Origin of the sequence: Micromonospora sp. NBC_00821 (assembly GCF_036347035.1) — a bacterium.
In the GTDB taxonomy this organism is placed as follows: Bacteria; Actinomycetota; Actinomycetes; order Mycobacteriales; family Micromonosporaceae; genus Micromonospora; species Micromonospora hortensis.
On sequence record NZ_CP108880.1, the window covers coordinates 1,359,157 to 1,385,316 of the forward strand.

At 72.2% G+C, this 26,160-nt stretch carries 26 protein-coding genes and 2 pseudogenes; 15 read left to right on the top strand and 13 right to left on the bottom strand.

The genetic code is table 11. The features are described from left to right. Positions 1-130: 130 nt before the first annotated feature. Entirely contained in the window at positions 131-646 is a 516-nt protein-coding gene (locus OHB44_RS06340; protein WP_238683459.1) for a GNAT family N-acetyltransferase, read from the top strand. Between the two features lie 25 nt (positions 647-671). On the opposite strand, the gene OHB44_RS06345 is transcribed toward OHB44_RS06340, so the two are convergent. Continuing rightward, positions 672-1,658: an aldo/keto reductase gene (locus OHB44_RS06345; protein WP_238683458.1), complete on the bottom strand. Its 987-nt coding sequence runs from the start codon at positions 1,656-1,658 to the stop codon at positions 672-674. A gap of 80 nt (positions 1,659-1,738) precedes the next feature. Between OHB44_RS06345 and OHB44_RS06350 the strand changes: the two are divergent. After that, positions 1,739-1,810: pseudogene (locus tag OHB44_RS06350) on the top strand (hypothetical protein); the annotation flags it as partial. 150 nt (positions 1,811-1,960) lie between these two features. Here OHB44_RS06350 and OHB44_RS06355 read toward each other — a convergent pair. After that, positions 1,961-2,839, bottom strand: a pseudogene (locus tag OHB44_RS06355) (DUF5937 family protein); the annotation flags it as partial. 130 nt (positions 2,840-2,969) lie between these two features. Between OHB44_RS06355 and OHB44_RS06360 the strand changes: the two are divergent. Further along, complete coding sequence (locus tag OHB44_RS06360) at positions 2,970-3,500, top strand: nuclear transport factor 2 family protein (protein WP_238683457.1); 531 nt, start codon at positions 2,970-2,972, stop codon at positions 3,498-3,500. Positions 3,501-3,568: 68 nt separating this feature from the next. On the opposite strand, the gene OHB44_RS06365 is transcribed toward OHB44_RS06360, so the two are convergent. Together OHB44_RS06365 and OHB44_RS06370 are read right to left on the bottom strand one after the other, a co-directional pair. Beyond that, positions 3,569-4,420 carry an aldo/keto reductase gene (locus tag OHB44_RS06365; protein ID WP_238683456.1) on the bottom strand — a complete coding sequence of 284 codons (852 nt, stop codon included), beginning with the start codon at positions 4,418-4,420 and terminating at the stop codon, positions 3,569-3,571. 97 nt (positions 4,421-4,517) lie between these two features. Beyond that, positions 4,518-5,483 (bottom strand): LysR family transcriptional regulator, encoded by a 966-nt coding sequence (locus OHB44_RS06370; RefSeq protein WP_238683455.1) that lies wholly within the window; start codon positions 5,481-5,483, stop codon positions 4,518-4,520. Positions 5,484-5,535: 52 nt separating this feature from the next. Here OHB44_RS06370 and OHB44_RS06375 point away from each other — a divergent pair, with 52 nt between their 5' ends. Together OHB44_RS06375 and OHB44_RS06380 are read left to right on the top strand one after the other, a co-directional pair. Continuing rightward, positions 5,536-6,459, top strand: coding sequence for a serine hydrolase (locus OHB44_RS06375; protein ID WP_238683454.1), 924 nt, complete (start codon positions 5,536-5,538; stop codon positions 6,457-6,459). Between the two features lie 154 nt (positions 6,460-6,613). After that, positions 6,614-7,591, top strand: a complete 978-nt coding sequence (locus OHB44_RS06380) for an MBL fold metallo-hydrolase (protein WP_238683453.1) — start codon at positions 6,614-6,616, stop codon at positions 7,589-7,591. Between the two features lie 42 nt (positions 7,592-7,633). On the opposite strand, the gene OHB44_RS06385 is transcribed toward OHB44_RS06380, so the two are convergent. The 3 genes from OHB44_RS06385 to OHB44_RS06395 form a co-directional block, all read right to left on the bottom strand. Further along, positions 7,634-8,173 (bottom strand): DUF1697 domain-containing protein, encoded by a 540-nt coding sequence (locus OHB44_RS06385; RefSeq protein WP_238683452.1) that lies wholly within the window; start codon positions 8,171-8,173, stop codon positions 7,634-7,636. A gap of 153 nt (positions 8,174-8,326) precedes the next feature. Then, positions 8,327-8,995 (bottom strand): response regulator transcription factor, encoded by a 669-nt coding sequence (locus tag OHB44_RS06390; protein ID WP_330439915.1) that lies wholly within the window; start codon positions 8,993-8,995, stop codon positions 8,327-8,329. After that, entirely contained in the window at positions 8,992-10,149 is a 1,158-nt protein-coding gene (locus OHB44_RS06395; RefSeq protein WP_238683450.1) for a sensor histidine kinase, read from the bottom strand. Before OHB44_RS06395 ends, OHB44_RS06390 begins: the two co-directional genes overlap by 4 nt. 169 nt (positions 10,150-10,318) lie before the next feature. Between OHB44_RS06395 and OHB44_RS06400 the strand changes: the two genes are divergently transcribed. From OHB44_RS06400 to OHB44_RS06410, 3 genes are read left to right on the top strand one after another with little or no spacing between them, the layout of a single operon-like run. After that, on the top strand, positions 10,319-11,068 hold the full coding sequence (locus tag OHB44_RS06400; protein ID WP_330439916.1) for an ABC transporter ATP-binding protein: 750 nt from the start codon (positions 10,319-10,321) through the stop codon (positions 11,066-11,068). Then, the gene (locus tag OHB44_RS06405) at positions 11,062-13,485 is read left to right on the top strand and encodes an ABC transporter permease (protein WP_330439918.1); all 2,424 of its coding nucleotides are present in this window, start codon (positions 11,062-11,064) and stop codon (positions 13,483-13,485) included. The genes OHB44_RS06400 and OHB44_RS06405 overlap by 7 nt, the downstream gene beginning before the upstream one ends. Before the next feature lie 43 nt (positions 13,486-13,528). Beyond that, the gene (locus tag OHB44_RS06410) at positions 13,529-14,563 is read left to right on the top strand and encodes a hypothetical protein (protein WP_330439920.1); all 1,035 of its coding nucleotides are present in this window, start codon (positions 13,529-13,531) and stop codon (positions 14,561-14,563) included. Between the two features lies 1 nt (position 14,564). Here OHB44_RS06410 and OHB44_RS06415 read toward each other — a convergent pair whose 3' ends face one another. From OHB44_RS06415 to OHB44_RS06430, 4 genes are read right to left on the bottom strand one after another with little or no spacing between them, the layout of a single operon-like run. After that, positions 14,565-15,128 (bottom strand): SOUL family heme-binding protein, encoded by a 564-nt coding sequence (locus OHB44_RS06415; protein WP_330439921.1) that lies wholly within the window; start codon positions 15,126-15,128, stop codon positions 14,565-14,567. Positions 15,129-15,160: 32 nt separating this feature from the next. Beyond that, on the bottom strand, positions 15,161-15,910 hold the full coding sequence (locus OHB44_RS06420; RefSeq protein WP_266303553.1) for a YqeB family protein: 750 nt from the start codon (positions 15,908-15,910) through the stop codon (positions 15,161-15,163). 2 nt (positions 15,911-15,912) lie between these two features. Continuing rightward, positions 15,913-16,710, bottom strand: coding sequence for an ABC transporter permease (locus tag OHB44_RS06425; protein ID WP_238683444.1), 798 nt, complete (start codon positions 16,708-16,710; stop codon positions 15,913-15,915). Continuing rightward, positions 16,707-17,603 (bottom strand): ABC transporter ATP-binding protein, encoded by an 897-nt coding sequence (locus OHB44_RS06430; RefSeq protein WP_238683443.1) that lies wholly within the window; start codon positions 17,601-17,603, stop codon positions 16,707-16,709. Before OHB44_RS06430 ends, OHB44_RS06425 begins: the two co-directional genes overlap by 4 nt. A gap of 132 nt (positions 17,604-17,735) precedes the next feature. Between OHB44_RS06430 and OHB44_RS06435 the strand changes: the two genes are divergently transcribed. From OHB44_RS06435 to OHB44_RS06450, 4 genes are all read left to right on the top strand, one after another. After that, the gene (locus OHB44_RS06435) at positions 17,736-18,995 is read left to right on the top strand and encodes a sensor histidine kinase (protein ID WP_238683442.1); all 1,260 of its coding nucleotides are present in this window, start codon (positions 17,736-17,738) and stop codon (positions 18,993-18,995) included. Next, positions 18,974-19,723 (top strand): response regulator transcription factor, encoded by a 750-nt coding sequence (locus OHB44_RS06440; RefSeq protein WP_266305209.1) that lies wholly within the window; start codon positions 18,974-18,976, stop codon positions 19,721-19,723. Before OHB44_RS06435 ends, OHB44_RS06440 begins: the two co-directional genes overlap by 22 nt. 146 nt (positions 19,724-19,869) lie before the next feature. Further along, complete coding sequence (locus OHB44_RS06445; RefSeq protein WP_442932654.1) at positions 19,870-21,246, top strand: ATP-binding protein; 1,377 nt, start codon at positions 19,870-19,872, stop codon at positions 21,244-21,246. A gap of 145 nt (positions 21,247-21,391) precedes the next feature. Beyond that, positions 21,392-21,745, top strand: a complete 354-nt coding sequence (locus OHB44_RS06450) for a hypothetical protein (protein ID WP_266303551.1) — start codon at positions 21,392-21,394, stop codon at positions 21,743-21,745. A 102-nt stretch (positions 21,746-21,847) separates the two neighbouring features. Here the strand turns inward: OHB44_RS06450 and OHB44_RS06455 are convergent, their stop codons facing one another. Beyond that, positions 21,848-22,627: a D-Ala-D-Ala carboxypeptidase family metallohydrolase gene (locus OHB44_RS06455; protein ID WP_238683440.1), complete on the bottom strand. Its 780-nt coding sequence runs from the start codon at positions 22,625-22,627 to the stop codon at positions 21,848-21,850. A gap of 305 nt (positions 22,628-22,932) precedes the next feature. On the opposite strand from OHB44_RS06455, the gene OHB44_RS06460 reads away from it, so the two are divergent. Together OHB44_RS06460 and OHB44_RS06465 are read left to right on the top strand one after the other, a co-directional pair. Further along, on the top strand, positions 22,933-23,571 hold the full coding sequence (locus OHB44_RS06460; RefSeq protein ID WP_091393643.1) for a DUF6642 family protein: 639 nt from the start codon (positions 22,933-22,935) through the stop codon (positions 23,569-23,571). 42 nt (positions 23,572-23,613) lie between these two features. Continuing rightward, positions 23,614-24,078 (top strand): PPOX class F420-dependent oxidoreductase, encoded by a 465-nt coding sequence (locus OHB44_RS06465; RefSeq protein ID WP_238683439.1) that lies wholly within the window; start codon positions 23,614-23,616, stop codon positions 24,076-24,078. A gap of 132 nt (positions 24,079-24,210) precedes the next feature. Here the strand turns inward: OHB44_RS06465 and OHB44_RS06470 are convergent, their stop codons facing one another. Continuing rightward, positions 24,211-25,443 (bottom strand): serine hydrolase domain-containing protein, encoded by a 1,233-nt coding sequence (locus OHB44_RS06470; protein ID WP_238683438.1) that lies wholly within the window; start codon positions 25,441-25,443, stop codon positions 24,211-24,213. Between the two features lie 96 nt (positions 25,444-25,539). Here OHB44_RS06470 and OHB44_RS06475 point away from each other — a divergent pair, with 96 nt between their 5' ends. Further along, entirely contained in the window at positions 25,540-26,133 is a 594-nt protein-coding gene (locus OHB44_RS06475) for a pentapeptide repeat-containing protein (RefSeq protein WP_238683437.1), read from the top strand. Positions 26,134-26,160 lie beyond the last annotated feature (27 nt).

Sequence of the window (26,160 nt, forward strand, 5' to 3'; positions counted from 1 at the left end):
CCCACCTCCCTTCCACACTGAAGGCGCGAGGTGACGTCACGCGCCCGCTAGATCCGATCTAGCGGGCGCGGTTCGGGGCGAAATGTCGGTGGGATCCGCTTGACTGGGGGTCGACGAACGGGGGCGCGGAATGGCACAGGTACGCATCGAGCCGTGGCACGAGGACGACCTCGACCTGCTGCGGCAGCTCAACTCACCGGACACCCGCAAGCACACCGGCGGCCCGGAGACCGACGAGCAGGTGCTCGCCCGGCACGATCGTTACGTGCACTTCTCGGGCACCGAGCAGGGCTGCATGTTCACGCTGGTGCTGGCGGACGGGGTGCGGGCGGGCAGCGTCGGCTACTGGGCCCGCGAGTGGCGCGACCAGCCGGTGTACGAGCTGGGCTGGGCGGTGCTGCCCGCGTACCGGGGGCAGGGGCTGGCGACCGCGGCGGTGCGCGCCGTGGTGGACGTGGCTCGCGCCCGACGGGACCGGCACTACGCCCACGCCTACCCCTCGGTCGACAATCCCGCCTCGAACGCTGTGTGCCGCAAGGCAGGCTTCACGCTGCTCGGCGAGACCGGTTTCGAATACCCGCCGGGGCAGATGATGCGGGCCAACGACTGGCAGCTCGACCTGACCGCCCCACCGACGGTGAGCTGAGGTCGGCGGGGCGGCCGGTGACAGGTCACCAGGTGGTGTCGAGGCGGTGCCGTTGCTCGGCGGTCAGCTCCAGGTCGACCGCTGCCAGGCTCTCCTCCAACTGCGCCACCGACGAGGCGCCCACCAGCGGAATGGACGGCAGCTCCCCGCCCAGCAGCCAGGCGAGCACCACCTGGTTGACGGTAGCGCCGCTCTGCTCAGCCACCTCCCGCAGCGCGGCCAGTCGCCGTGGCGCGCTCGGCAGGTCGTACGCCGAGCTGAGGGGCTTGTCCGCCCTGGTGAACGCCCCCTTGAGCAGCGGTGAGTACGCCACCAGGGTCAACTCGGGCTCGGCCCGCAGGTAGCTGAGCAGGTCACCGCTGACACCGCCCGGCTCGCCGTCCGGGTCCAGTTCGCTGATCAGGTCGGTGCGGTTCGGCAGGTAACTGCGGTGGTACTGGAGCACCTCGTACCCCGGCAGGCCGGCGGCGGCGGCCAACGCGCGGGCCCGCTCCACCCGCCAGGCCCGGTGGTTGCTGGCGCCCAGCAGACCCACGGTGCCCTCGGCGACCAGCTCGGCGAAGCCCTCCACGGTCTCCTGGAGCGGCACGGTTCGGTCCTCGATGTGCGCGTAGAGCAGGTCCAGCCGCTCCACCCCGAGCCGTTCCCGGCTGCGCTCCGCGGACTCACGGATCACCTTGGCGGAGAGGCCCTCGGCGTTGTCCAGGTAGCTGGTCCCCGGGGCCAGCGGTCGGGCGCCCAGCTTGGTGGCGATGACGATCTCGGCGCCGACGCCCCGGCTGCGCCGCCACCGGCCGAGCAGCTCCTCGCTCTGCCCGCCCTGCCCGCCGTCCACCCAGAACGCGTAGTTGTCCGACGTGTCGATGAATGTGCCGCCGGCCTCGACGTACCGGTCGAGGATCGCGTACGAGGTGGCCTCGTCGGTGGCGCTGCCGAAGAGCATCGCGCCGAGGCTGAGCACGCTGACCTCGCGCCGGGTCGCCGGGTCGGCGCCGATTGTGCGGTACCGCATGGGGGTCTCCTCTCGTGCGCCCTACCGGTGGGCGCACGAGTCACAGTGCCGGCTGGAGCGCACTCCAGGTCAAGCGCTCAGTGGCGGACCTGCGGGCCGCCTACGGCCGTTACCCGGCCGACCCGGCGATCCGTGAGCTGGTCACCGAGCTGCTCGGTATCTCGCCCCGGTTCGCGCGGCTGTGGGCGGAGCACGACGTCGCGGGTCGCGCCCTGACCTGGCCGGCAGCCGACCAGCCCGTCCCCGTGGTCGGACCGCCGGTAGAGCACGCTGTGCCGCTCCCTGGTGCGCACCACCAGACCGGAGCGCAACAGCACCCCCAGGTGGTAGGAGACGGTGGCCGGGGCCAGCCGGTGGCGCTCGCTGAGCTGCCCGGTGGACCGGGGCACGTCCAGGTCCGCCAGGATGGCCGCCCGGCTCGCACCGACCAGGTCACCGAGCCGACCCGCCCGGCGCTGGTCCGCCCGTCCGGCGCCGACCGGGTAGACCAGCACGGCGTTGCCCTCGTCGCAGAGCTGGGTGGACACCTGGGGCCAGGCCAGCGCGGACGGCGCGAGCACCAGCTCCGCGTCGGTCAGCGCCGTGGTGATCCGGTACGAGCTGTCGATGGTCAGCGACCTGCCGGTCCAGCCGACCTTCGGGTGCAGGCCGTTCAGCATGCTGCCCACCCCGGCGGTGGCCATCGCGGTGGCCCGCACGGCCAGTTCGGCCTCCAGCGTGGCCCGCACCGCCGGCCACTGCTCGGCGAGCGAGGTCCGCCAGAAGTGCCGCAGCCCATCGGTGACCCGCCGGGCGAGGGTGCCGTCCTCGACCGCCGCGCGGACCCGCGTCGGCATCGGGCCCGTCGGGAACCGCTCGTTCACCTGCGTCGCCACCTCGTTGGCAGGGGTCGCCGCCATGGCCGCCAACTGCTGCTCGAAGATCGCGTCGAGCGGGCCCAGCGGCGGCTTCGGCGTGAGCAGGTCCGGCGTGTAGCCGACCCGGCCGGGCGGGGTCACCAGCTCCGCGACCAGGGCTACGTCGGGGTGCCGCAGCGCGGCGCGGGCGGCCGGACCGGGATCGCCGTGCACCGGATGCCCGAATCGCGAGAGCGCGGCCCGCAGCCAGGACGTCACCTCCCAGGCCGGCGAGATCGCCAACCGGAGCCGGGCGAGGCTCGAACCGTCCAGATGCGTGACCATCACAGCGCGGATCGTACAAGCGGTGGCATCGATGTGCCGTCCGCATTCGAGTGGGTTCGAATCACTGGCCGACTGCGTCGCTGGCCGGGTTGGCTGCGACGGCAACACCACCCCTCCTGAGGAGAAACCGATGCGCCCACCCGCCTCCGCCCGTCCCGCCGGCCGGCTCGGCCGCACGATCGCCCTGCTCGGGCTCACCGCCGGCCTCCTCGCCGCCGCTCCGGCCGCGGTGTCGGCCGCCACCCCCGGCCCGGGCGACACCACAACCGGGGACGCGACGGCCCACGGCTGCGAGCGCGCCTTCGACCGCGCCGTCCGGGCGTACGTGGAGACCACCGCCCGGCGCGACCTGGACGGCTTCGCCGCGCTGCTGCACCCCGAGGTCACCTCCGTCTTCGCCTCCGACGGAGAGGTGCTCGACGGCAAACGGGCCACCGTGGACTGGCTGCGCGGGTTCTTCGCCGATGATTCCTGGACCCAGTCGTTCAGTGTGGCCAAACGGACCGTGGTGGGCTGCCGGACCGGGTTCGTGCTGTTCGACTCCGTCTACGCGGTGCCGGCCACCGGCACCAGGGTGCCGCTGTTGATCGGGGTCAGCTACACGTACCAGCACGGCCGGTGGCTCGTGCTGCAGAACCAGGACTCCGTGGGCCGCGTCTGACCAGGGGGGTCGCATCGGGGGGAGGGGCGGGCGCCACCGCTGCGGCGCCCGCCCCTCGGCGGCCCAGGTCAGTTGGGCAGGTAGGCGAAGGTGTCCGGGTTCGGGCCCTGCCGGCCCGCCTCGCCCTTGTCCAGCGCGGTGATCCGCTCCATCGCGGCGTCGTCCAACTCGAAGTCGAAGATCCGGGTGTTCTCCTCGATCCGCTTCGGGGTGGTCGACTTCGGGAAGATGATGTCGCCGCGCTGCACGTGCCAGCGAAGCACCACCTGCGCCGGGGTCCGGTCGAGCTGCCCGGCGATGTCGACGACCGTCGGATCGTCGAGCACCTTGCCCTGCGCGATCGGCGACCACGCCTCGGTGAGGATGTTGTGCTCACGGCCGTAGGCGCGGACCTCGTCGTTGGTGAAGTACGGGTGCGCCTCGATCTGGTTGACCGCCGGCACGACGCTCGCCTCGGCGGCCAGCCGCTCCAGGTGCGACACCTGGAAGTTCGACACGCCGATCGAGCGGGCCCGGCCGTCGCGCTGGAACTCCTCCAGCACCTTCCAGGTCGAGACGTAGTCGCCGTCGTAGAGGGTGGGCAGCGGCCAGTGGATCAGGAACAGGTCGATGTAGTCCATCTTCAGCGCCGCGAGCGTCGAGTCGAACGCCCTGCGGGCGTCGTCGGGGCGGTGGAAGGCGTTGTTCAGCTTGCTGGTCACGTAGACCGAACCCCGGTCGAGGCCGGACACGCGTACCGCCTCGCCGACCTCGGCCTCGTTGCCGTACATCTGCGCGGTGTCGATGTGCCGGTAGCCCACCTCGAAGGCGGCGGTCACCGCCGCGACAGTGTCCTTCGGCTCGATCTGGAACACCCCGAAGCCGAGCTGCGGAATGGTGGTGCCGTCGTTCAGGCTGATGTCGGGAATCGTGATTGCCACTGCGGCTCCTTCTCGTCTTCGTTTCCTGTCATCCATACCCGGGTGGGTGGACGATCCACCGCCCAATCGGGGGTGACGAACGCGACGGCCCGTCGGTTCACCCGGTCGTGTCGAACAGCACCGGCCACGGCCGTGCGGCCGGCACCGACGTCGCGGCCGGCGCGGGAGCTGTGGGCTCGGCGTCGGCCAGCACCTCCGCGGCGAGTTGGCCGAACATCGCCGCCGCCGGGTGCGCCGACCGATCCGGCCAGGCCGCCGAGGTGCGCTTGGTCAGCGGCGCGTCGCTGATCGGCCGCCAGGCCATCCGGGGTTCCCGGCGGGCCACCGCCGCCGGTTCCACTGCCACCCCGCCGCCGGCCAGCACCAGCCCGCACAGGAACTCCGGGTTGCGGGCCGGACGCACCCGGGCCGGGCGCCACCCGTGCTGCCGGCACACCGCCAGCAGGTGGTCGTGCCAGCCGGGGGCGGTGGCGCGGGGAGCGGCCACCAGGTCCAGACCGGCCAGCGACGCGAGCGTCACCTCGCGGCCGCGGGCCAGCGGCGAGGTGCGCGGCAGCAGCACCCCCAGGGGTACGTCGACCGGGGCGCCGAAGCGCAGCCCGTCCGCCGCCACCGGGTGATGCACGAGCCCCACGTCCAGGGTCCGCTCGGTGAGCATCCGCACCTGCTCGGCAGTGGTCAGCTCGTGCAGTTCCACGTCCAGGCCGGGCGCCCGGGTGGTGAGCCCGTCCAGCAGTGAGCGCAGCGTCACGGCGGGCGTCTCCGGTGGCACCCCGGCGCGGAGTACGCCCAGCTCACCGGCGCGGATCTGCCCCATCAGGCTGCGGAGCCGACCCTCGCCGGCGAGTAGTTCCTCCGCCTCGCCGAGCAGCAGCTCCCCGGCGGTGGTGAGGCGCACCTGCCGGCGGGACCTGTCGAACAGCTCGACAGTCAGCTCCCGTTCCAGCCGCTGGATCGACTGGCTCAGTGGCGGCTGGGCCATCCCGAGCAGCTCCGCGGCCCGCCCGAAGTGCAGTTCGTGTGCGACCACCACGAAGTGCCGCAGGTGCCGGAGCAGATCCACGGCCGGGACCCTACGCCAGCGCGACCACTGCGGCGCTGGATACCGTGCTGGCGTGGACGTGGAGGAACGGATCGAGGCCATCTTCGCCGCCGTCGGGGTGACGGCCAGCCTGCACGTCGTGGAGCTGGACGCCGTCGACCTGAGAGTCGTCGACGACGGCGGACCGGTCGGCGGGCCCGGTGAGGTCGGGGTGCGGGCCGACGAGCAGGTGGTGATCGCCTCGATCTTCAAGATCCTGCTGGTGTTGGAGTTCGCCCGGCAGGTCGAGGCCGGTCAGCTGGACCCGACCGAGCGGGTACTGGTCACCGCCGCCGACCGGCTCGGTGGGTGGGGTCTGGCCGGCTGTGACGACGACGCCGAGGTGTCGCTACGCGACCTCGCGTACTTCGCCATGTCGGTCACCGACAACACGGCCGCCGATCTGCTGCTGCGCCGGGTCGGCCCGGACCTGCTGCCGATGCTCGCCGTCGAGCTGGGGCTGACCCGTACCCGCGTCCTCGGTGGCCCTCGGGAACTGGTCGAGATGATGCTCGCCGACGTGGGCGCCCGGACCGAGGCGGAGTTCGCCCGGATCTTCCCCACGCTGCCGGCGGACCGGGTCCGGGCGATGCGGGTCTTCGACCCCGCGCACACCACGTCCAGCACCGCCCGGGAGATCACCCGGCTGCTCACGCTGATCTGGCGGGACGAGGCCGGGCCGGCGGCGGCCTGCGCGATGGTCCGCACCTGGATGGCCCGGCAGATCTTCTGGACCCGGCTGGCCGCCGGTTTCCCGCCCGGCGTCCGGGTCTCCGGAAAGACCGGCACCCTGCCCGGGTTCCACCTGGAGGCCGGGGTCGCCGAATACCCCGACGGCGGCCGGTACGCGATCGCCGTCTTCGCCCGCGCCGAACAGTTGACTGCGCGCCGCATCGACGTGGACCTGGCGATGGGGGAGGCCGCCCGGACGGCCGTCGAGGCGCTGCGCGGCGACTGATTTCGCGACCCTCCGCCCGCCGCCGCACCCCCGCTGAGCAGGACCGATATCCGCTGGCGTATCAAAGCCGACGGCCCTTGATCTTGGACTGGCGCCCGGTGCCACTGCTTGGCTCGTGGTCGACACATCACCCGACCACGGGGAGTAGATCCGCATGCCCAGTCTCGACCGCCGACGCTTCCTGCGCGACGCCGCCGCCACCACCGCCCTGGTCTCCGCCGGTGGCCTCGCCGCCGGCGTCGCCACCCCGGCCCAGGCCGCACCCTCGACCGCCGCGCCCACGCCGACCGCTCGCCGCAAGGGCGCGGTCAGCTTCCGCTGGTGGGGTACGGCCGGCTGGCGCGTCGACATCGGCGACCGCACCGTTCTCGTCGACCCGTTCCTCAGCCGGATCGACACCGGGCTGTTCACCGGGGCGTTCAAGACCGATACCGCGTTGACGGTGCGCACCGACGTGATCGACCCGCGGGTCGACCGGGCCACGACGGTGCTGGTCACGCACACCCACTGGGACCACTTCATGGACGTGCCGTACATCGCCGAGCGCACCGGCGCACGGGTGTTCGGCACGCTGACCGCGTACCACCTGGGGTTGGCCTACGGGCTGCCGTCGACGCAGCTCAGCGCCGTCAAGGGTGGGGAGGTGCTGGACTTCGGCGACCACAGCGTCGAGGTGGTCGGCTCACTGCACAGCCGCAACCCGTCGTACTCGGTGGCCTTTCCCGGGGTGCGGGTCAGCCCGCCGCCGCAGCCGGCCACCATCGCCGACCTCCCGGAGGGCGACACGCTGGGCTACCTGCTGCGGGTCGACGGCGGACCGTCGGTCTACTTCACCGGGGCCAGCGACGTCGCCGAGCGGAACCTCACCGGCCTCGCGCCCGACGTGGCGATGGTGGCCATGCAGAACGCCACCACCACCGGCGACTACCTGCCCCGGCTGCTGGCCGGCCTCGACTACCCGAAGGTCGTGGTGCCGGTGCACTACGACAACTTCGAGACGGCGTTGCGGAACCCGCCGCCGGTCGCCCCGACCGATCGCACCCGGCTGAACGAGATGATCGCGGCGGTGCGCCGGATCTCGCCGCGCAGCCGCGTGCTGGTCCCCGAGTACGAGACCGCTTACCACTTCTGAGCAGCGTCGGTGGGGGTCGCCGAGCAGTGGCCCCCACCCCGGTCAGGAAGCGGTCATCTCCGCGAGGGCCCGCACCGACTTCCAGTTGCGGGAGGTGGCCACCACGCCGAGCTTCTTCTCCAGGTACGCGTTCGTGAACTTCGACCGCCCGTAGCCGCCGTCGACGTAGTGCAGGAACACCTCCCGGCCGGTCACAGTGAACGACACGTTCTCGCCACCGGGCACAGCCAAAGCGTCCACACTGGACTTGCTCGGTGCGGTGGCGAGGAAGGCCACCAACAGTCGCGTCGGGTCGTCCTCCCGGTCGGCGTACGGGTTGCCGCCGGCGATCGCCGCCAACTCGCGGCCGCTGCGCACCAGCACCGGCACTGTCAACGCCAGCTCGTCGGTGAGCGCCCGAGCGATGCCGGCGGCCAGCTTCTCCGCGTCGCGCACCGAGCTGCCGAAGGCCACGTTGCCGCTCTGCAGGTACGTCGTGACGTCGGCGTGCCCGAGGTCGGTGACGATCCGGCGCAGGTCGGCCATCGCCAGTCGGGTGGTGCCGACGTTGATCCCACGCAGCAGGGCGACGTACCGGGTCATCCCGTCCTCCTCCGTCCACATGGGTCCGGCGTCAGCCTAGCGGTGTGAGCGGAGCTGTCGGACGGGATCGATAGGCTTCCACCGCCGGTCGCCACCCAGCGAATCGCCGGTCTTTCCTGGAGGTCAACTCGCCCACGTCGAGACACGACCTCGCTACCCCGACCGGTGGGGACCCGCAAGGCCCGTCTCGTACGCGACGATGACCAGTTGGGCGCGGTCGCGTACCGCCAGCTTGGTCAGCAGCCGCCCGACGTGGGTCTTGACGGTGGCCTGGCTGAGGTTGAGGTGCGCGGCCAACTCCGCGTTGGACAGGCCCCGGGCGATCAACGCGAGCACCTGCCGTTCCCGGTCGGTCACCCCGTCGAGGCGCCGGGGCAGCGGCCTGGTCGGCTCCGGCTGCCGGGCGAACTCGTCGATCAGCCGGCGGGTCACCGTCGGCGCGAGCAGCCCCTCTCCGGCGGCGACCACCCGGATCCCGGTCAGCAGGTCCGCCGGTGGGGTGTCCTTGAGCAGGAACCCACTGGCCCCGGCGCGCAACGCCCCGTAGACGTACTCGTCGAGGTCGAACGTGGTCAGGATGATGACCCGGGTGTCGGCCGTCGCCGGGTCGGCGCAGATCCGCCGGGTCGCCTCGATGCCGTCCATCTCCGGCATCCGGACGTCCATCAGCACCACATCCGGCCGGTGCTGCTCCGTCAACGCGACAGCCTCCACACCGGTGCCCGCCTCGCCGACAGTGGTGCAGTCCGGGCTGAGGTCGACCAGCAGCCGGAAACTGCCGCGCAGCAGCGCCTGGTCGTCGGCGATCAGCACGCGGATCACGCGGCCACCCGGTAGGGGAGGCTGGCCGTCACCGTGAAGCCACCGTCGGAGCGGGGGCCGGCGCGGAACTCCCCGCCGTGCAGCGCCACCCGTTCCCGCATGCCGATCAACCCGTGCCCCTCCCCGCCGAGCAGGACCGGCCGCTGGCCGTCGTCGGTCACCTCCACCCGCACCTCGTCGGGCCGGACGGTCACCGTAGCCCGGCAGGCGGCCGGCGCCGCGTGCTTCACCACGTTCGTCACCGCCTCCTGCACGATCCGGTACACAGCGAGGCCCACCGACTCCGGCACCGCGCCGGTCGGCTCGTCCCGCCGCACGTCGAGCTGAACGTCGACGCCGCCGATCGCCGCCTGCCGGGCGAGGAGGGGCAACTCGTCCAGCCCTGGTGTCGGCGCGTACGGGCTGTCCTCGCGCAGCACGCCGAGCACCCGACGGACGTCGGTCAGCGCGGTGCGGCCGGTCTCCTCGATGACCCGCAGCGCGGCGCCCGCCTCGCGGGGGTCGGCCTCGGCGACGTGATTGGCGACGGCCGCCTTCACCACTATGAGACTGAGCGTGTGCGCGACCACGTCGTGCAGTTCACGCGCCACCCGCAACCGCTCCTCGGTGGCGGCCTGACGGACCAGCTGATCACTCTGCCGGGTGGCGAGGGCGCGTCGCTCCCGGATCAGCCAACCGATCACCCAGGCCGGCGCGACCATGACGGTGGCGTAGACGACACCGCCGGTCCGCGACCAGAGGTCGCCAGCGGTCAGCGCCAGGCCGACGCTCACCAACGCCAGACAACCGGCGGCGCACAGCATCGACCGGCGGGTGGGCGTCAACACAGCCACCGTGTAGAAGGACAGGCCGATGGCGAACGCCGGAGCGGCGGCCGCGAAGTTGGGTATCACCCCGGTGATCAGGGCAACGGTGGTGATCGAGCTGATCACGACGGCCACCGTCATCGGCCACCGTCGCCGGACGGCCAACGGCAGTCCGAGGGCCATCCCGACCAGCACCGACACCCAGAGCGGTTCGCGTACGCCGCCGTGCAGCGGCGATTCCAGCGCGGCGTACGGGCAGAGCAGCCCACCGACGGCCACCGCCAGCAGGGCGTCCACCCTGTACAGGTCCACCGGCCGCATCCGTCGGGTGAGCAGAAGAGCGGTCATCCGTCGAACGGTAACGGCCGACTGGGCTGGCCGCGTCCGCCTGCGGGTGGTCATCCCGCAGGACGACCCGCCGGCGGTTGCGGGCCGCCGCGTCCACCCGGGGGAGGGTCGGAAAGTGCCCGCCCCGGCACGACGCGCCGCACCCCCGGCATTCGGCACGGTAACGGTCATGACCACAGACACGGTGACCCTGACGGGGCTGCGCGCGGTGTACGGCACCGGAACCCGGCGGGTGACGGCGCTCGACGGCGTGACCACAAGCTTCGCGAGCGGCACGTTCACTGCGGTGATGGGCCCCTCCGGCTCGGGGAAGTCCACACTGCTGCACTGCGCGGCGGGGCTGGACCGTCCGACCGAGGGGACCGTCACGATCGACGGCACCAGCCTCAACGACCTCGGTGAGGACGAGCTGACCCGGCTGCGGCGAGACCGGATCGGCTTCGTCTTCCAGGCGTTCAACCTCGTGTCCACGCTGACCGCCGCGCAGAACGTCGAGTTGCCGTCGCGTCTGGCCCGCCGCCGCCCGCCGGCCGGGGACGTGGCCGCCGCCCTCGACGCCGTCGGCCTCGCCGACCGGGCCGGGCACCGGCCGAGTGAGCTGTCCGGCGGGGAGCAGCAGCGCGTCGCCGTGGCCCGAGCGTTGATCACCCGTCCGGCGGTGGTCTTCGCCGACGAGCCGACCGGGGCGTTGGACAGCGCGTCCTCCCGGCAGGTGCTCCGGCTGCTGCGAACGCTCGTCGACGACCACGGGCAGACCGTCGTGATGGTGACCCACGATCCCGCCGCCGCCGCGTGCGCCGATCGGGTCCTCCTGCTGGCCGACGGCCGCGTCGTCGACGAGCTGACCGGCCCGATCACCGCCGCCGTCGTCGCCGCCCGGATCGCCGAGCGGGAGACCGTCGCGGAGTCGTCGTGCTGAGCGTCCGGCGGTCGGCGAGCGCGTTCGTGGCCGTCGCCATCGGGGTCACGCTGGTCGCGGCGGCCACCCTGCTGCTCGCTTCCGGCCGCCCGCAGGTGCCGGACCGGCTGACGCGGGCAGCGGTCGTGGTGCAGAGCCCGGACGCGGGTGCGTCAGCTGACGAGTTCGTGCCGACCCGGCCCTGGTCCGCCAGCGCGGCGGCGGAGTTGACCGGCAGACTGGCCGGTCTGCCGGACGTGGTGGCGGCGGTGCCGGACCGCACCTTCTACGCCCAGCCGCTCGTCGACGGCCGGCCCTCGGCCGCCGACACCCGGCGGGAGGACGCCTACCAGGGGCACGGCTGGTCCAGCGCCCAACTCGGTGGGCTGCGCCTCACCGCTGGCGAGCCACCCCGCCGGCCCGGCGAGGTGGTCGTCGACAGGGCGCTCGGACTGCGCGTCGGCGCACCGGTCACAGTGCTGACCGCGGCGGGCCCGGAGTCGTACACAGTCACCGGTCTGGTCGACGGACCCGGCGTCCATGTCGCGGACGAGGTCGCCGCCGCGCTCGCGCCCGGCGTGCGGGCCATCGGGCTGGTGCTCGCCCCGGACGCCGACCCCGAGCGCGTCGCCACTGCGGCTCGCGGAGTCGTCGCCGGGGACGGACGGGTGCTCACCGGTGCCGCCCGTGGTGCGCTGGAGCCGCGCGGCGACGCCCGTACCCGGTGGATCGGCATGCAGGTGCTCACCGCCACGGCAGCCCTCGCCGGCTTCGTCACGGTGTTCGTGGTCGCCTCCACCTTCGCGTTCACCATCGCGCAGCGCCGCCGCGAACTGGGCCTGCTGCGCGCCGTCGGCGCCACCGGACGCCAGGTCCGCCGCATGGTGTACGCCGAGGCGCTCGCCGTCGGCGTGTCGGCGGGGCTCGTCGGCCTGCTGGTGGGCGCGGCGCTCGCCCCGTTGCTGGGCCGGCTGCTGGTCGACGTCGGCTACGAACCGTCGACCTTCCGGGTCCGCTACGAACTCTGGCCGGTCGCGGTCTCGCTCACCGCCGGGCCGGTGATCGCGTTGCTGGCCGTCTGGTCGGCGTCCCGCCGGGCGGCGCGGGTCCGCCCGTTGGAGGCGTTACGCGAGGCTGCTGTGGAGCAGCGACCGATCGGGCGGCTGCGCGTCGCCACCGGGGTGCTGCTTCTCGCGACGGGGGCCGCGCTCAGTGTGGGGACGGCGACCGCCGACGAGGCGCGGGTGGGGGCGCAGTACGCGCTCTACGCGGTGATGGCGCTGGTGGCCGGCACCACTGTGCTCGCCCCGGTGGTGGTCGGGCCACTGGTGTGGCTGCTGCGTTCTCCGGTGCGTCGCCCCGGTGGCGCGATCGGGATGCTGGTCCGGGGCGGGGCGTTGACAGCGACCCGGCGGACCGCCGCCATCGCGGCGCCGGTGCTGCTCACTGTCGCGTTCGCGGTGCTGGTGTCCGGAATGGTGCGCACCAGCACCGCCGCGTACGCCGCGGGTCGGGCGGACAACGTGAACGCCGGCTGGATCGTCGTGCCGGACCATGCACCCGGCCTGTCCGATCGGGCCGTCACCGCGAGCGGTGGCACCGCCCTCCTGCCGACCACCGTCTACCGCACCGACCCCGGAACGTCGCCGCCGAACCGGCCGATGACCGCGCTCGGCGTGGACCCGGAGGGCTTCGCCGCCGCGAACCGGGTGCTCACCGTCGTCGCCGGTTCGCTGAACGATCTGAGGGGTGACGACGCTGTGGTGGTAACCGCCTCGGCGAATCGGCTGCCGTCCGAGCCGTACCCGGTGGTGTTCGCCGACGGGACGACTGTGTCGTTGCGCGTCGTCGCCGTGGTCGACGACGCCTCGATCCCCGGCGACCTGCTCGTACCCCGGGCCGTGGTGCGGGCGCACGACCCGTCGGCGCTGACGTCCACCGTGTTCGTCCGGAATCGCATCGATCCACCGGTCGGCGCGCGGATCCTCGACGTCCCGGGCTGGGCGGCCGAGGCGGACGCCGCCGAGGACCGCCTCGTCTGGCTCTTCACACTGCTGCTGATCGGGGTGTCCGCCGGCTACGGCGCCATCGCGGTGGCCAACACGCTGCTGCTGGCCGCTGCCGGCCGCGCCGCGGACCTGCGGCTGATCCGGATGGCCGGGGCGACCCGACGGCAGGTCATCTGGCTGGTCACGGCGGAGTCCGCACTGGTGGTCCTGATCGGCGCGCTGCTGGGTGGTGCCGTCGCGTTCGTCGGTCTGCTCAGCATCAGCGCCGGCCTCGCCGAGCAGGTCGGCGCCCCCGTCGACCTGGTGATGCCGTGGTCGGTGGTCGCCGGTGTGGTGGGGCTGTGTCTGCTGCTCGCGGTGCTGTCCAGTGTGCTGCCGACGTGGCGGCTGCTGCGCCACAGTCCCGCCCGGTCACCGGTCGGCGGATGACCGCGCCCTCCCGCACTGGCGGTTGGGCCGTTACCGTCCACTGATGCGATCCGCGCGGCCGGTCGGGCTGCTCCTCTCCGCCGCCGCCGTCGTGCTCTGGGCGTACGGCATGACCACGTGGCAACCGCTGACCGAGCCGCTCGGCCCGTGGTCGGAGCACCTGCCGGGCAACAACACCTACTGGGCGCGCGACCTGCGATTCATGGCGATCATGGCGGTGCCGCTCGGATTGGTGCTGGCTGGGCGAGGGCTGATGCGGTGGTGCGGCCCGGCGGTGGTGCTGGGCGGCTGCTGGGTCGCCGCCGACGTGGCGATCGACCGGGCCGACCCGATCGGCTCCGACGCGACGGTGCTGCTCGCCGTCGCCGGGTGCGCCGTGCTCGGCGTGGTCACGGCGCTTCTGCTCTGGTGGGAGCGCCGCACGCTGCCAGCGCGGGAGCCTGGTACGTCGTCGGGACGGGAGCGCGGCACGCTCCCGGCTTCCGATCGGCGGGTGCTGACCGGGGCGGCCTGCGTGGCCGGGGTGCTGACGCTGGTGGCGGCCGCGATGGAGTCACCGACCGACCGGGAGCCGGAGCTGAACCAGGGTGCCCTGGTCACCGCGGCGCTGCTGGTGGCAGTGGCAGTCGGTGCCGCGCTGGCGGCGGCTCCGGCGCGGACCCGGGTTCGTGTTGGGCTGGCGGCAGGTCTGACAGTGGTGGCCCTGCTCGGCGTCGGGCTGGTCCGTGCCACAGCGCCCGGCACACGCCTCCTGCCGGAGGTCGCTCTCGGGGCGGTGCTGCTCACCGGGGTCACACTGCTGGCGTGGGACTGGCCGGGCGGTCGGCCGATCTGGTGGCACCACGCCCTGGCCGCGCTCATCGCGCTTGTGGGCCCGGTGGTGTTCCTGGTGGCCACTGCCATTCCCATGATGATCATGATGCCGGTCGGCGCGACGTTCACCGCCCTGGCTGGCAACAGCCCGATCCACGCCGCCGACTCCGATCTGCTGGCCTCCCTGGCCGGGCTGCTCTCCGGGCTGGGTATGGCAGTGCTGCTGGCGCGGCCCAGCGTCGAGGATCGTCGGCAGCTCAGGTAGCTCATTCGACGACCGGCAGCACCACCTCGTTGCGGCGCAGGAACCACGGCTTCCACGGCGGGTCGAAGCGCGCGTACCGGATCGCGCCTGTCGGTTGCAGCCCGGCCGCGGTCACCGACCGGCCAAGCATTGTGGCCCGCTGGCTGAACGCCTGCTCCGTCCACCGCCCGGAGAACCGCATCGCCGCCGCCAGCCGCGCCGGAACCGCGTGGATCCGCACCCGGGCGTCCACCGGTTCGGGCAGGGTGGCGGTGGTGAAGCTGGCCGGCATGACGAACTGGATCAGGTACGCGCCCGGCCACTCACCCTCGATCTGCACCACCGGCACGGTCATGGCGATCTTTTCCGAGCCGCCGGCCGCCGCCGTCGCCGGAGCGGCGGAGCCGATCGGGTGCCGGGCCCGATTGGCGCCACCGATGTACGCGGCCAGCGGCCGGAACGCCTCGATCGGCGCCCGGGTGAACGATGCCTGGATCTGCATCTCGGCCACCAGGTGGGCGGGGTACCGACGCAGCTCGAAGCCGGGGTGTCGGGACACCACCCGGTACGGCTGCTGTTCGGTCATCGCGCGGCTCCCAGGGTCTGCTGGGACAGACGCTACCGCCCGTCCGCCTTCCGCTCGGCCGAAGTCGGCCGCTCCGGCCCGGGGGCGAGGGCCTTTGTGGTCAACCGCCAGTACTGCCGCTTGCCCTCGTCGCGCAGCACCACCCCGATCTGGCCCAGCTCGCGGCGCAGCTCCCGGGCGTCGTCGCGGCGGTCCCGCTGGATGGCCCGATCCCGGGCGCGCAGCAGCGCGTCCGCGCCGGCCGGCAATCCGGGCAGGTCCGGAACCCACAGCCGGTACGCCGACCGGTGCGGGTCGTCGTCCGCCCAGCCCCAGCCGTGCTCCCGGAACGCCGCCGCCAGTTGGGCGGCCGGAAGGTCCGTCGACTCCCGGACCAGTTCCGCGCCGTCGGCGTCGAGCAGCACCAGGTGCTTGTCGGCGAGGAAGGCCACCCGGGTGTCGACCCGGGCGATGGTCCGGTTCTCATCGGAGCGGCGCAGCTGGACCTGCGCCCCGTCGACGGTGACGATCAACCGTTCGGCGGTGCCGATCCCGGCGATGACCAGGCCGGCCAGGACGCCCACACCGATGGTGCCGGCGGTGGCCTGCGGCTCGGGCAGCCGGTCCAACCACTCGATCAGGTCGCTGAACGGCACCCAGGGCAGCCGGGCGAGCCAGCCCGTCGCCGCCGCGAGCAGCCATCCGGCGCCCGCGCCGAGCAGCGGGAAGCCACCCCACATGACCGCCAGCTCCAGCGGGCCACCGCTGACCACGGTGCGCGGACGGTAGCCGGCCACGTCCATGATCAGGACACCTCGCGGCGCAGCGTCCGGAACAGGCCGGCGGCCAGCGGGAGGACCATCCAGACCAACAGGGAGACCGCTACCCGCCCCCACTGCTCGCCGGTGATGGCGTCGCTGCTGAACAACGGTTCCATGGTCTTGCTGGTGTCCAGCCATTCGGACGGACCGCGCAGCGGCTTGACCATCTCGCCGAGCACCCCCCACAGGGTGGGCAGCAGCAGGTAGCCGACGATCGCCAGCGGCGGGTTGAGCAGCAGCAGACCGAAGGCGGCACCCATCAACACGCTGGTGACCTGGAGGATTCCCGCGTTCAGGACCAGCGACCAGTCGAACTCCCAGGTGCCCGCCCCGCCGGTGGCGGACGCCACCAGCGTGCCGACGGCGGCGACGGCGAGACTGGCCAGCACCGAGGCGAGCGCTGTCAGCGACACGGCGATCAGCTTCGCGGCGACCACCCGCTCCCGGCGGGGCACCAGGGCGTACGTGGTGAGGGCGGTGCGCTGCGACCACTCACTGGTGATCGACAGGATGCCCAACACCGGCAGCAGCACCGACACCGGCAGCAGCGAGGGGACGAAGAAGTTGGGGAACGTCTGGTCGGCGTCCCCGGCGTAGATCAGTTGCAGGGTGACGATCGCGGCGGTGACCAGGCCGATGGTGATCAGGAGCCAGCGGCCGGCCCGGGTGTCGACGAGCTTGCGCACCTCCACGGCGGTGAGCCGGAGAAGCGACGGTCGGCGTACCGGCGTGTGGTGCCGGGGCGCGACGGCGCCGGCGGCGGGCGCGGTGGTGGTGGTCATCGGACGGCCTCCTTGGTCGATTCGCCGGCGGTCAGGGTGAGGAAGAGCTGTTCGAGGCCACCGCCGGTGGCGGGGCGCAGTTCGGCCAGCGCGACGCCGGCATCGGCGGCGGCCTGGCCGACCGCCTCGGCGTCGGCCTGGACGAGCAGCCCCTCCGAGCTGTCGGCGGCGCTCAGGTTGGCCACCTCCAGCGCCCGGCGCAGCGCCGCACCGTCGCGGGCCCGGACCACGGTGCCGCCGCCGGCCAGCAACTCGTTCTTGTCGCCCTGAGCCACGATCCGGCCACCCCCGATCACCACCAGCCGGTCCGCGACCGCCTCCACCTCGCGCAGCAGGTGGGAGGAGAGCAGCACGGTGCCGCCCCGGTCGGCGAAGTCGCGCAGCAGGCCGCGCATCCAGAAGATCCCCTCCGGGTCCAGGCCGTTGGCCGGCTCGTCGAGGATCAACACCCGGGGGTCGCCGAGCAGCGCGTGCGCCAGCCCGAGCCGTTGGCGCATGCCCAGGGAGTACGCCCGGACCCGGCGCTTCGCTGCCACCGCGTTCAACCCGACCAGGTCGAGCTTCGCGGCGACCTCGCGCCGGTCCAGACCCATTGTGTACGCGGACAGCGTCAACGCCTCGCGGCCGGTGCGCCCGGCGTGCTGGGCGGAGGCGTCCAGCAGCACGCCGACCTCCCGCCCCGGGTTGGGCAGATCCTGGTACGGGTGCCCGGAGACGGTCGCGCGGCCGGCGGTCGGCGTGGTCAGCCCGCAGATCATGCGCATGGTGGTCGACTTGCCGGCGCCGTTGGGGCCGAGGAAGCCGGTGACGGTGCCCGGCTCGCACTGGAACGACACGTCGTCCACGGCCGGGTGTGGCCCGTATCGCTTGGTGAGGTTCTCCACGGTGATCATGCGGTTCAGACTGCCCGCGCCGCCCGGCCATCCGCTGCGGCCACCGGTCGGTGCCCCGTCGACCTTGGTCGATCATCGGATCTCGACTTTGGTAGCTGGTCGTGTCGCCCCTCGGCTGCCTAGCATGGCGTCGTGACCAGCATCGCCGTCCCGGAGCACCCCTGGCTGCTGCCCGGGGCGCTGGCCGGCGCGGTCAGCCCGGACGCGGCGACCCGACGGCCGCGCCGCACCACCCGGGACTGGGCGGTCGACACCCTGGCCTTCCTGGTCTCCCTGCTCTGGGTGCTGTTCGTCACCGCGGACGCCCTGTCGCCGGATCCGGCGATGGCGGTCCCGCTGCCGTACGACTGGATGACCGGCGTTGACGCGCTGCTCGGTCTTGTCTGCTGTGGGTTGCTCTGGCTGCGCCGACGGTGGCCGCTCGGGCTGTTGGTGGCCACGACACCGCTGACCCTGTTTGCGCTGGCCGCCGCCATTCCACTTCTCATCTTCTACTTCACGGTGGTGGTGCATCGACGGACGGCCGTCGCGATAGCGGTCACCGGTGCCGGCCTTCTCACGAACCTGGTCTTCAGTTGGGTGCGTCCGGATCCGCACATGTCGTACTGGGAGACCGCGTCCTGGGGTGTGGTGCTCAGCTTCGCCGTGCTGGCCTGGGGGATGTTCGTCCGGGCCCGCCGGCAGTTGATCATGTCGTTGCGGGAGCGGGCCGAGCGGGCCGAGGCGGAGCAGCAACTGCGGGTCACCCAGGCCCGCCACCTCGAACGCACCCGGATCGCCCGGGAGATGCACGACGTGCTGGCCCACCGGATCTCGCTGCTCAGCCTGCACGCGGGTGCGCTGGAGTTCCGCCCGGACGCGCCGGCCGACGAGGTGGCCCGTGCCGCCGGGGTGATCCGGGGCAGCGCGCACGCCGCCCTCCAGGACCTGCGGGAGGTGATCGGGGTGCTCCGGGCCGAGGATGACGGTGCCGGCGACGCCCCCGAGCCACCGCAGCCGACCCTCGCCGACCTGCCGGCCCTGATCGCCGAGTCGCGGTCGGCCGGGGTGCGGGTGAACGTCAGCGACAGCGTCACCAGCCCTGGGGAGGTGCCGGCTGCGCTGGGCCGGGCCGCGTACCGGATCGTGCAGGAGGGGCTGACCAACGCCCGCAAGCACGCCGCCGGCGCGGCCGTCACAGTGGACGTGGCCGGCGGGCCGGGCGCCGGGTTGACAGTGGCGATCGGCAACCGGTGGCCGGTCGGGGCGCCGGCCGGCGACACTCTGCCCGGTGCCGGCACCGGCCTGGTCGGCATCAGCGAACGGGTGACCCTGGCCGGCGGTCGACTCGCCTACGGTCGGGACGACAGCGGTGACTTCCGGCTGGCCGCCTGGCTGCCGTGGCCGGCGTGACCAGCCCTGCCGGCGCAGCCGGACCGCCGGACGCGACCGGGCCGGCCGGCGGGGCCGCGCCGCCGGTACGCGTGCTGATCGTGGACGACGACGCGTTGGTCCGGGCCGGGCTCTCGATGATCCTCGGCGGTCTGCCGGACCTGGCAGTGGTCGGCGAGGCGGCCGACGGTGGCGAGGTGCCGGCGGCCGTCGCCGCGTACACCCCGGACGTGGTGCTGATGGACATCCGAATGCCTCGGGTCGACGGGCTGACCGCCACCGAGGCGCTGCGTGCCCAACCGCACCCGCCGGAAGTGCTGGTGCTGACCACCTTCGACGCCGACGAACAGGTGCTGCGGGCGCTCCGCGCCGGGGCGGCCGGTTTCCTGCTCAAGGACACCCCACCGGCGGAGATCGTGCGAGCCGTACGCCGGGTCGCGGCGGGCGAGGCGACGCTCTCGCCGACGGTGACCCGGACGTTGATCGCCCACGTGACCGCAGCCGCCCCCGGCCCGGTCGGCCCGGACCCGCGCCGCGAGCGGGCGTTGCGGCTGCTCACCGGGCTCAGCGAGCGGGAGCGGCAGGTGGCTGTCGCGCTGGGGCGGGGCCACACCAACGCGGAGATCGCGGGGGAGTTGTTCATGAGCGTGGCGACGGTGAAGGCGTACGTCTCCCGGCTGCTGACCCGACTGGAGCTGAACAACCGGGTCCAGGTGGCGCTGCTCGTGCACGACGCCGGCCTCGTTTGACGAGCGGTTTCACACGCGCCGAATGATCGGGCACACCAACACGGATGAGGTTACACTCAAATTTGGTTGTTCCATCGTTGGTTGTGTCAGGGGTGATCGTGGACGGCTTTGTCGGGCGGGACCGTGAACTTGATCTCCTGGGCGGCATGCTCTCTCGGGTGCGACGGGGTGGCCGTGCCGGTCGGCCTGGGCGGGCCCTGCTCATGCGCGGTCGCCGGCGGGTAGGCAAGTCCCGACTGGTCGAGGAGTTCGTGGAGCGGGCCGAGGTGCCGTACCTCTTCTTCACCGCCTCCGCGCAGCCGAGCGTCGCAGCCGAGCTCGCCCTCTTCGTGGAGGAGGCGGCCGCCTCGACGCTGCCGGGTGCGCAGATCCTTCGGGAGCAGCAACCACAGACCTGGGACGCCGCGCTGACCCTGCTCGCCGCCGCGCTGCCGTCCGACCGGCCCAGCGTCGTCGTCCTGGACGAGATGCCGTACCTCATCGCTGGCGACCCGGGCTTCGAGGGAACGCTGCAGAAGGTCTTCGATCGCGAGTTGTCCCGACGGCCGGTCCTGCTGATCTGCGTCGGATCGGACCTGGCCATGATGGAGGCCCTCAACGACTACGGCAGGCCATTCCACCAGCGAGCCACGGAAATGGTCATTCCGCCGCTGAGCCCGGCCGACGTCAGCGACATGCTCGGCCTGTCCGCCGCCGACGCGTTCGACGCCTACCTGGTGTCCGGCGGTCTGCCGCTGATCCTCGACGAGTGGCCGACCGGTGCGTCCGTCCGCGAGTATCTGACCGACGCGGTACGGGATCCGACCTCTGCCCTGCTGGTGAGCGGCGAGCGGGCCCTGGCGGCGGAGTTCCCGCCCCAGTCCCAGGCGGGTCTGGTGCTGCGTGCCATCGGTTCCGGTGAGCGGACCTTCTCGCTGATCTCCCGCGCGGCAGGGGATCTTCCGCAGGCGTCCCTCAACCGCGCCCTGCGCCTGCTGACCCAGAAGCGGGCAGTGGAGGTCACCGTTCCGCTGTCGACCAAGCCGTCGCGGGAGACCCGGTACGCGGTGGCCGATCCGTACCTGCGCTTCTGGTTGTCGTTTCTCGGACCGCACCTCTCCGAGATCGAGCGGGGGCGTGGCGACCTGACCCTGGACCGGATCGACCGGTCGTGGACGTCCTGGCGGGGGCGGGCCATCGAACCTGTCGTCCGGGAGGCGCTGCGCCGACTGCCCGGTGACCATCTGCCGGCGGAGGCGGCGACGATCGGCGGCTACTGGACCCGGACCAACGACCCGGAGATCGATATCGTCGGCGCCGACCGTGCGCCAGTCGCTCAGAGGATCAGCTTCGTGGGATCGGTCAAGTGGCAGGAGAGCCGACCCTTTGACGCGCATGACCTGGGCCGGCTGCTCCTGCACCGCTCTCTGCTGCCCGGCGCCGACGAGTCGGTGCCGGTCGTTGCCGTGTCGCGCAGTGGCACCGCCGTGGACGGCATCCGGGTGCTGTCGGCGGAGGATCTGCTTACCGCGTACCGGAATTGAACTTTCGTCCGGTGTCCGCCGTACCCATGGCCGAGGATGTCGGTGCGGTAGGTCCGCCGTACCGCTGCCGAACTGCGGGAGGCCTGCCGTGCGAGTTGGTGAGCAGTCGACGGATCCCATCGATCAGGTACTGGGTGAGGTGCCAATGCCGGCACCACTGACCCCGGAGGATGTCCGGCTCGCGGTCCGGGCGGTGGTCGTGCACACCGCCGAGGAGTGGCCCACCGGGCCGCTGTGCCGCAACGACGGCGCTTCCTACCCGTGCCGTCTGCACCGCTGGGGGCGTCGGGTGTTGGAGACACACGGGCTCAACGAGCGGCAGATCGAGGCGTTGATCCGGCATGGCAATCCGTTCGTGCACGTGCCGTTCCCGTTCACGGCGACCGGGCCGTCGCGGCAACAGGCCGCGCGGGTCGTCCCCCAGGGGGTACGGCCCACCGTTGCTGGCCGGCCGGTGACTCCCCCCGTCACCGCGCCGCGCTGGCCCCGGGCGAGCTGAGCGCGCTACCCCTCCGCCCATCCGACCCGGGGCGACACGACGTCGGCCCGACGCGAGGATTCCCCCTCCGCGTCGGGCCGACGTCGCTACGAGCGGGTGGGCTCAGTTGCCGACCCCGCAGTCCGGGGCGGACCAGCTCGTCGTGTTCGAGCTGTCGTCGCTGTTGTTCTCCCGACGTGAGTCGACGTGCACGTGGTCGTCGTGGTCGGGGTAGCCCGGCCCGTAGATCCCACTGAAGCCGCTGTTACGGGCGCCGCGGGCGACCTGGCACAGCGAGGACGTCCGTGAGGTCACGTCGGCCGCGTTGCCGTACAGGTGTTGGCTGTCGGACGCCCCGCCGACCTGGTTGTTGCAGGCGCGACTGCGGAAACCGCTCGACACGTTGAGCGGTTTGTCACCGAGGCTCTTGCGCAGCGCCTCAAGCTTCCACATGGTGCGCAGCGCGTTCTGCTTGGTCTGGTTCGCCGACAGCGGGCCGCCGCTCCACCCGCTCCCGCCGCACCCGTTGTCCAACTCGCCGTAGGTGAAGTGCGCGGGTGTGCAGTCGTTGTCCTGGAGTTGGTACAGCTTGGCGAAGGTCTGTGGGCCGGCGATGCCGTCGGCGCGCAGCCCGTACGCCTGCTGGAACCGCTTGACCGCGGCGGCGGTCTTCGGCCCGTAGCGGCCGTCGTTCTCCACGATGTCCCGGTAGCCGGCCCACCCGGCGACCCGGATCTGCAACTGGCGGACGTCGTCGCCGGAGCGCCCCTGGGTCAGGGTGCGGTTCCAGGTGTAACAGCCGTCCGCGTACGCCGCCGGTGCGGCGATCACCGTGGCGATTGCGGCCCCGGGCAGTGCCAGGGCGAATGCGACGGCGACCCGCTTCAAGGTGTTTACGCGCACAGAAGTCCTCCCGATAGGAGAGCGAATGGGGTGGCTCCAGGACATCGACCGAGAAGTCCCGTGATTTCCACCCTCGCACTGATCAGTGCCGTTGGAGGTGGTTAACGAGAATCGTGCTCATAATCCGCTGTCCCTGGGTATTGCCTGGGAATTCGACTGATTTGCGAAACAGCCATTTGCGGCCGATCACCCCTCGCACGGTCAAGGGCACCGAACGTCGCAATCTGCCACACGGCGGGTGATGTTCCCGGGGTGATGGCGGCCGGTAACGTCAGCCCCCGGGCGGCGGACTGGCGGAGGTGCGCGTGGCACGCGGTGGCGTCTTCTGTGTCGAGGGTCAGTGGCACCGTGACCTCAACGAACGGGGCTCGGTGCTGCCCACGCTGGAGCTGCTGGAGCGGCTGGGCAAGATCCGCTTCATCCACAAGGACGCGGCCACCCGCGACGAGTTGTTCTACTTCCTGGACCGTTGGCTGCTCAAGCAGTACGCCGACCACCGGGTCGGCTTCTTCGCCATGCACGGTGAGCCGAGCCGGCTCTGCCTCACCGACTGGCAGTCGGTGGAGTTGAACGAGGTGGCCGAGCTGATGGCCGGCCGCGCGGAGGGCCGGCGACTCTATTTCGGCAGCTGCTCGGTGCTGCGCGCCTCGGACGCGGTGCTGCGCGAGTTCCTGGAGGTCACCGGAGCCGCTCTGATCTGCGGTTTCACCCGGGAGGTCGACTGGGTCGAATCGGCAGCCTTCGAAACAGTGCTCCTCGACGTGCTCGCCAACGGCCAGCGACACAATGCCGCCGAGCTGCGGATGGGCTCCGCCCACTGGGCGCCGCTCGCGTCGTACCTCGGTTTTCGGGTGATCTACGCCAACGGTCGGGCCTGGCGTCCGTCCGGCCGTCCCCGGGTGCCCACCCAGGCGGTTCACCGCGCCGCGGCCCGACCCCGCTGACCCGCCGCCACCGTTGCGCCCGCACCCTGGTAGGAACGGGGAATGGCACGCAGCATCGCAAGGAACACCCGCGTCGACCGGGACGGCCTGCTCGACTTCCTCCGGCCGCGACACCGCGTCGTGCTGATGACCACCCGGGCCGACGGGCGACCGCAGTCCTCCCCGGTCTCCGCCGGGGTCGACGGGCAGGGGCGGCTGGTCGTCTCCACCTACCCCGAGCGGGCCAAGGTGACCAACCTCCGCCGCGACCCCCGGGTGTCGGCCTGCGTGCTCAGCGACGACTGGAACGGCCCCTGGGTGCAGATCGACGGCACCGCCGAGGTGCTCGACCTGCCCGAGGCGCTGGAGCCGCTGGTCGAATACTTCCGCAGCATCTCCGGCGAGCACCCGGACTGGGACGACTACCGGGCGGCGATGGTGCGTCAGGGCAAGTCGCTGATCCGGGTCACCATCGACGCCTGGGGTCCGATCGCCACCGGTGGCTTCCCGGCCCGCCTCGCCGACTGACCGTTCCTTCGCTGGGCGTTCCGTCGATCTTGCAGTTTCTGTCCCGACAAACGACTCATCACGGTCATCTAGACAACACAAAGTGCAAGATCGGCAGGGCTGGGGTGGGGTCCGTCAGCGCCTCCGGCGGGGTCAGTCGACCAGGGCGGCGTAGACGAGCTGGCGCAGCTGGGAGCGGAGCGGGTAGGTGCTCGACGGCATCAGCTGCGTGAACAGCAGCGCGGTGATCTCCTCGGCCGGGTCGACCCAGAACGCGGTGCTGGCCACCCCGCCCCAGTAGTACTCGCCGACGCTGCTGGGCACCCGGCTGGGGATCGGGTCGTCGACCACCGCAAAGCCGAGGCCGAAGCCGATCCCGTCCAGGGTGGTCTCGGCGAAGCCGCCGGTGGACAAGGTGCCCAGGTCCTGACCGCCGGGCAGGTGGTTGCGGGTCATGAACCGCACCGTGCGCGGCCCGAGTAGCCGGACGCCGTCCAGCTCGCCGCCGCGCAGCAGCAACTGCGTGAACCGGTGGTAGTCGGCGGCGCTGGAGATCAGGCCGCCACCGCCGGAGAGCAGCGCCGGCTTGCCGAACGCGAGCGACCCCAGGCTGTCGTAGCGGACGGCCCGGCCGCTGCGCGGTTCCGGTACGTAGAGCGCGGCCAGCCGGTCGGCCTCGTCGCCCTCCACCCACCAGCGGGTGTCGGTCATGCCCAGTGGGTCGAAGATCCGGTCGGCGAAGAACGCGTCGAGGCTCTGCCCCGAGATCACCTCGACGAGTCGGCCCAGCACGTCGGTGGCGACGGAGTAGCCCCACGCCGAACCGGGCTGAAACAGCAGCGGCAGCTCGCCGAAGGCCGCGCAGGCGCCGGCCAGGTCGACGTCCGCCGGCGGGTACAGGTCGTAGCCGGCGGCCCGGTAGAGCCCGTCGACCACCGAGGTCTGCATGAAGCCGTACGTCAGGCCGGCCGTGTGGGTGAGCAGGTGCCAGACCCGGATCGGCTCGACCGCCGGCACCGTGTACGGCTTGAGCGCCGACCCCTTGGAGTAGACCCGCAGGTCTGCGAACTCGGGCAGCCAGCGGCTGATCTCGTCGGTCAGCTCGAACCGGCCCTCCTCCCACAGCATCATCGCCGCGACCGAGGTGACCGGCTTGGTCATCGAGTAGATCCGCCACAGAGTGTCGGCCTCGACCGGTGCGCCCGACTCCCGGTCGCGCAGCCCGTACGTCGAGGAGTGCGCCACCTCACCGCGACGGGTGACCACCACCTGCCAGCCGGCCAGCCTGCCGTCGTCGACGTACCGGCCGAAGTGCTCGTCGATGCGTGCCAGCCGCGCCGTGTCGAAACCGATCTGATCCGGGTCCCTGCTCCGAGCCACACTCACGCCGCCGAACGTACTCGCCGGTACACCGACACCGGAAGGGGGTCGGCGTCGGCCCGCCGGCCGTCGGCTGTCGGCGACGCCCACTAACCTGGCCGGATGCCGGAGTTGACCGAGGACGTGACCTTCCGCAACGAGGACTGGTACGGCGAGGAGCTGACCGACCGGCACTTCGTGGGTTGTGAGTTCTTCGGTGTGGACCTGACCGAGGCGGTGAGCAGGGGCGCGGTCTTCACCGGGTGCACGTTCGGCAACGTGGCGTTCAACGCCTCCCGGCATGTCGACTCCGCCTTCACCCGTTGCGTGTTTCGGCGGTGCAACTTCTTCGAGGCCGAGTTCACCGGCTGCAAGCTGGTCGGCAGCACCTTCAGCGAGTGCGATCTGCGTCCGTTGACGGTGGACGGCGGTGACTGGTCCTTCGTCGCGTTGCCCGGTGCCGACCTGCGTGGCATCCGGCTGACCGGGGTGCGCATGCGCGAGGTGGACCTCACCAGGGCCAACCTCACCGGTGCTACGGTCACCGGTGTCGATCTTTCCGGGGCGCAGCTGACGAACGTCCGGCTCGGCGGCGCCGACCTGCGGGGCAGCGATCTCACAGCGCTGGATCCGACGGTCGTCGAACGGGCCGGTGCCGTGATCGACGTCGAGCAGGCAGTGGTCGTCGCGCAACTGCTCGGCTTCCGGATCGGCTGACCCCGGAAGCACTGGTGGTCTGCCCAG

Bases quoted from the DNA above. Each gene is read 5' to 3' on its own strand.
- OHB44_RS06420 (WP_266303553.1), bottom strand. From the start codon at position 15,910: ATGGACGTGGCCGGCTACCGTCCGCGCACCGTGGTCAGCGGTGGCCCG.
- OHB44_RS06385 (WP_238683452.1), bottom strand. From the start codon at position 8,173: ATGACCCGGTACGTCGCCCTGCTGCGTGGGATCAACGTCGGCACCACC.
- OHB44_RS06475 (WP_238683437.1), top strand. From the start codon at position 25,540: ATGCCGGAGTTGACCGAGGACGTGACCTTCCGCAACGAGGACTGGTAC.
- OHB44_RS06400 (WP_330439916.1), top strand. From the start codon at position 10,319: ATGACCACAGACACGGTGACCCTGACGGGGCTGCGCGCGGTGTACGGC.
- OHB44_RS06450 (WP_266303551.1), top strand. From the start codon at position 21,392: ATGCCGGCACCACTGACCCCGGAGGATGTCCGGCTCGCGGTCCGGGCG.
- OHB44_RS06410 (WP_330439920.1), top strand. From the start codon at position 13,529: ATGCGATCCGCGCGGCCGGTCGGGCTGCTCCTCTCCGCCGCCGCCGTC.
- OHB44_RS06445 (WP_442932654.1), top strand. From the start codon at position 19,870: ATGCTCTCTCGGGTGCGACGGGGTGGCCGTGCCGGTCGGCCTGGGCGG.
- OHB44_RS06395 (WP_238683450.1), bottom strand. From the start codon at position 10,149: ATGACCGCTCTTCTGCTCACCCGACGGATGCGGCCGGTGGACCTGTAC.
- OHB44_RS06380 (WP_238683453.1), top strand. From the start codon at position 6,614: ATGCCCAGTCTCGACCGCCGACGCTTCCTGCGCGACGCCGCCGCCACC.
- OHB44_RS06360 (WP_238683457.1), top strand. From the start codon at position 2,970: ATGCGCCCACCCGCCTCCGCCCGTCCCGCCGGCCGGCTCGGCCGCACG.
- OHB44_RS06425 (WP_238683444.1), bottom strand. From the start codon at position 16,710: ATGACCACCACCACCGCGCCCGCCGCCGGCGCCGTCGCGCCCCGGCAC.
- OHB44_RS06340 (WP_238683459.1), top strand. From the start codon at position 131: ATGGCACAGGTACGCATCGAGCCGTGGCACGAGGACGACCTCGACCTG.
- OHB44_RS06430 (WP_238683443.1), bottom strand. From the start codon at position 17,603: ATGATCACCGTGGAGAACCTCACCAAGCGATACGGGCCACACCCGGCC.
- OHB44_RS06345 (WP_238683458.1), bottom strand. From the start codon at position 1,658: ATGCGGTACCGCACAATCGGCGCCGACCCGGCGACCCGGCGCGAGGTC.
- OHB44_RS06415 (WP_330439921.1), bottom strand. From the start codon at position 15,128: ATGACCGAACAGCAGCCGTACCGGGTGGTGTCCCGACACCCCGGCTTC.
- OHB44_RS06465 (WP_238683439.1), top strand. From the start codon at position 23,614: ATGGCACGCAGCATCGCAAGGAACACCCGCGTCGACCGGGACGGCCTG.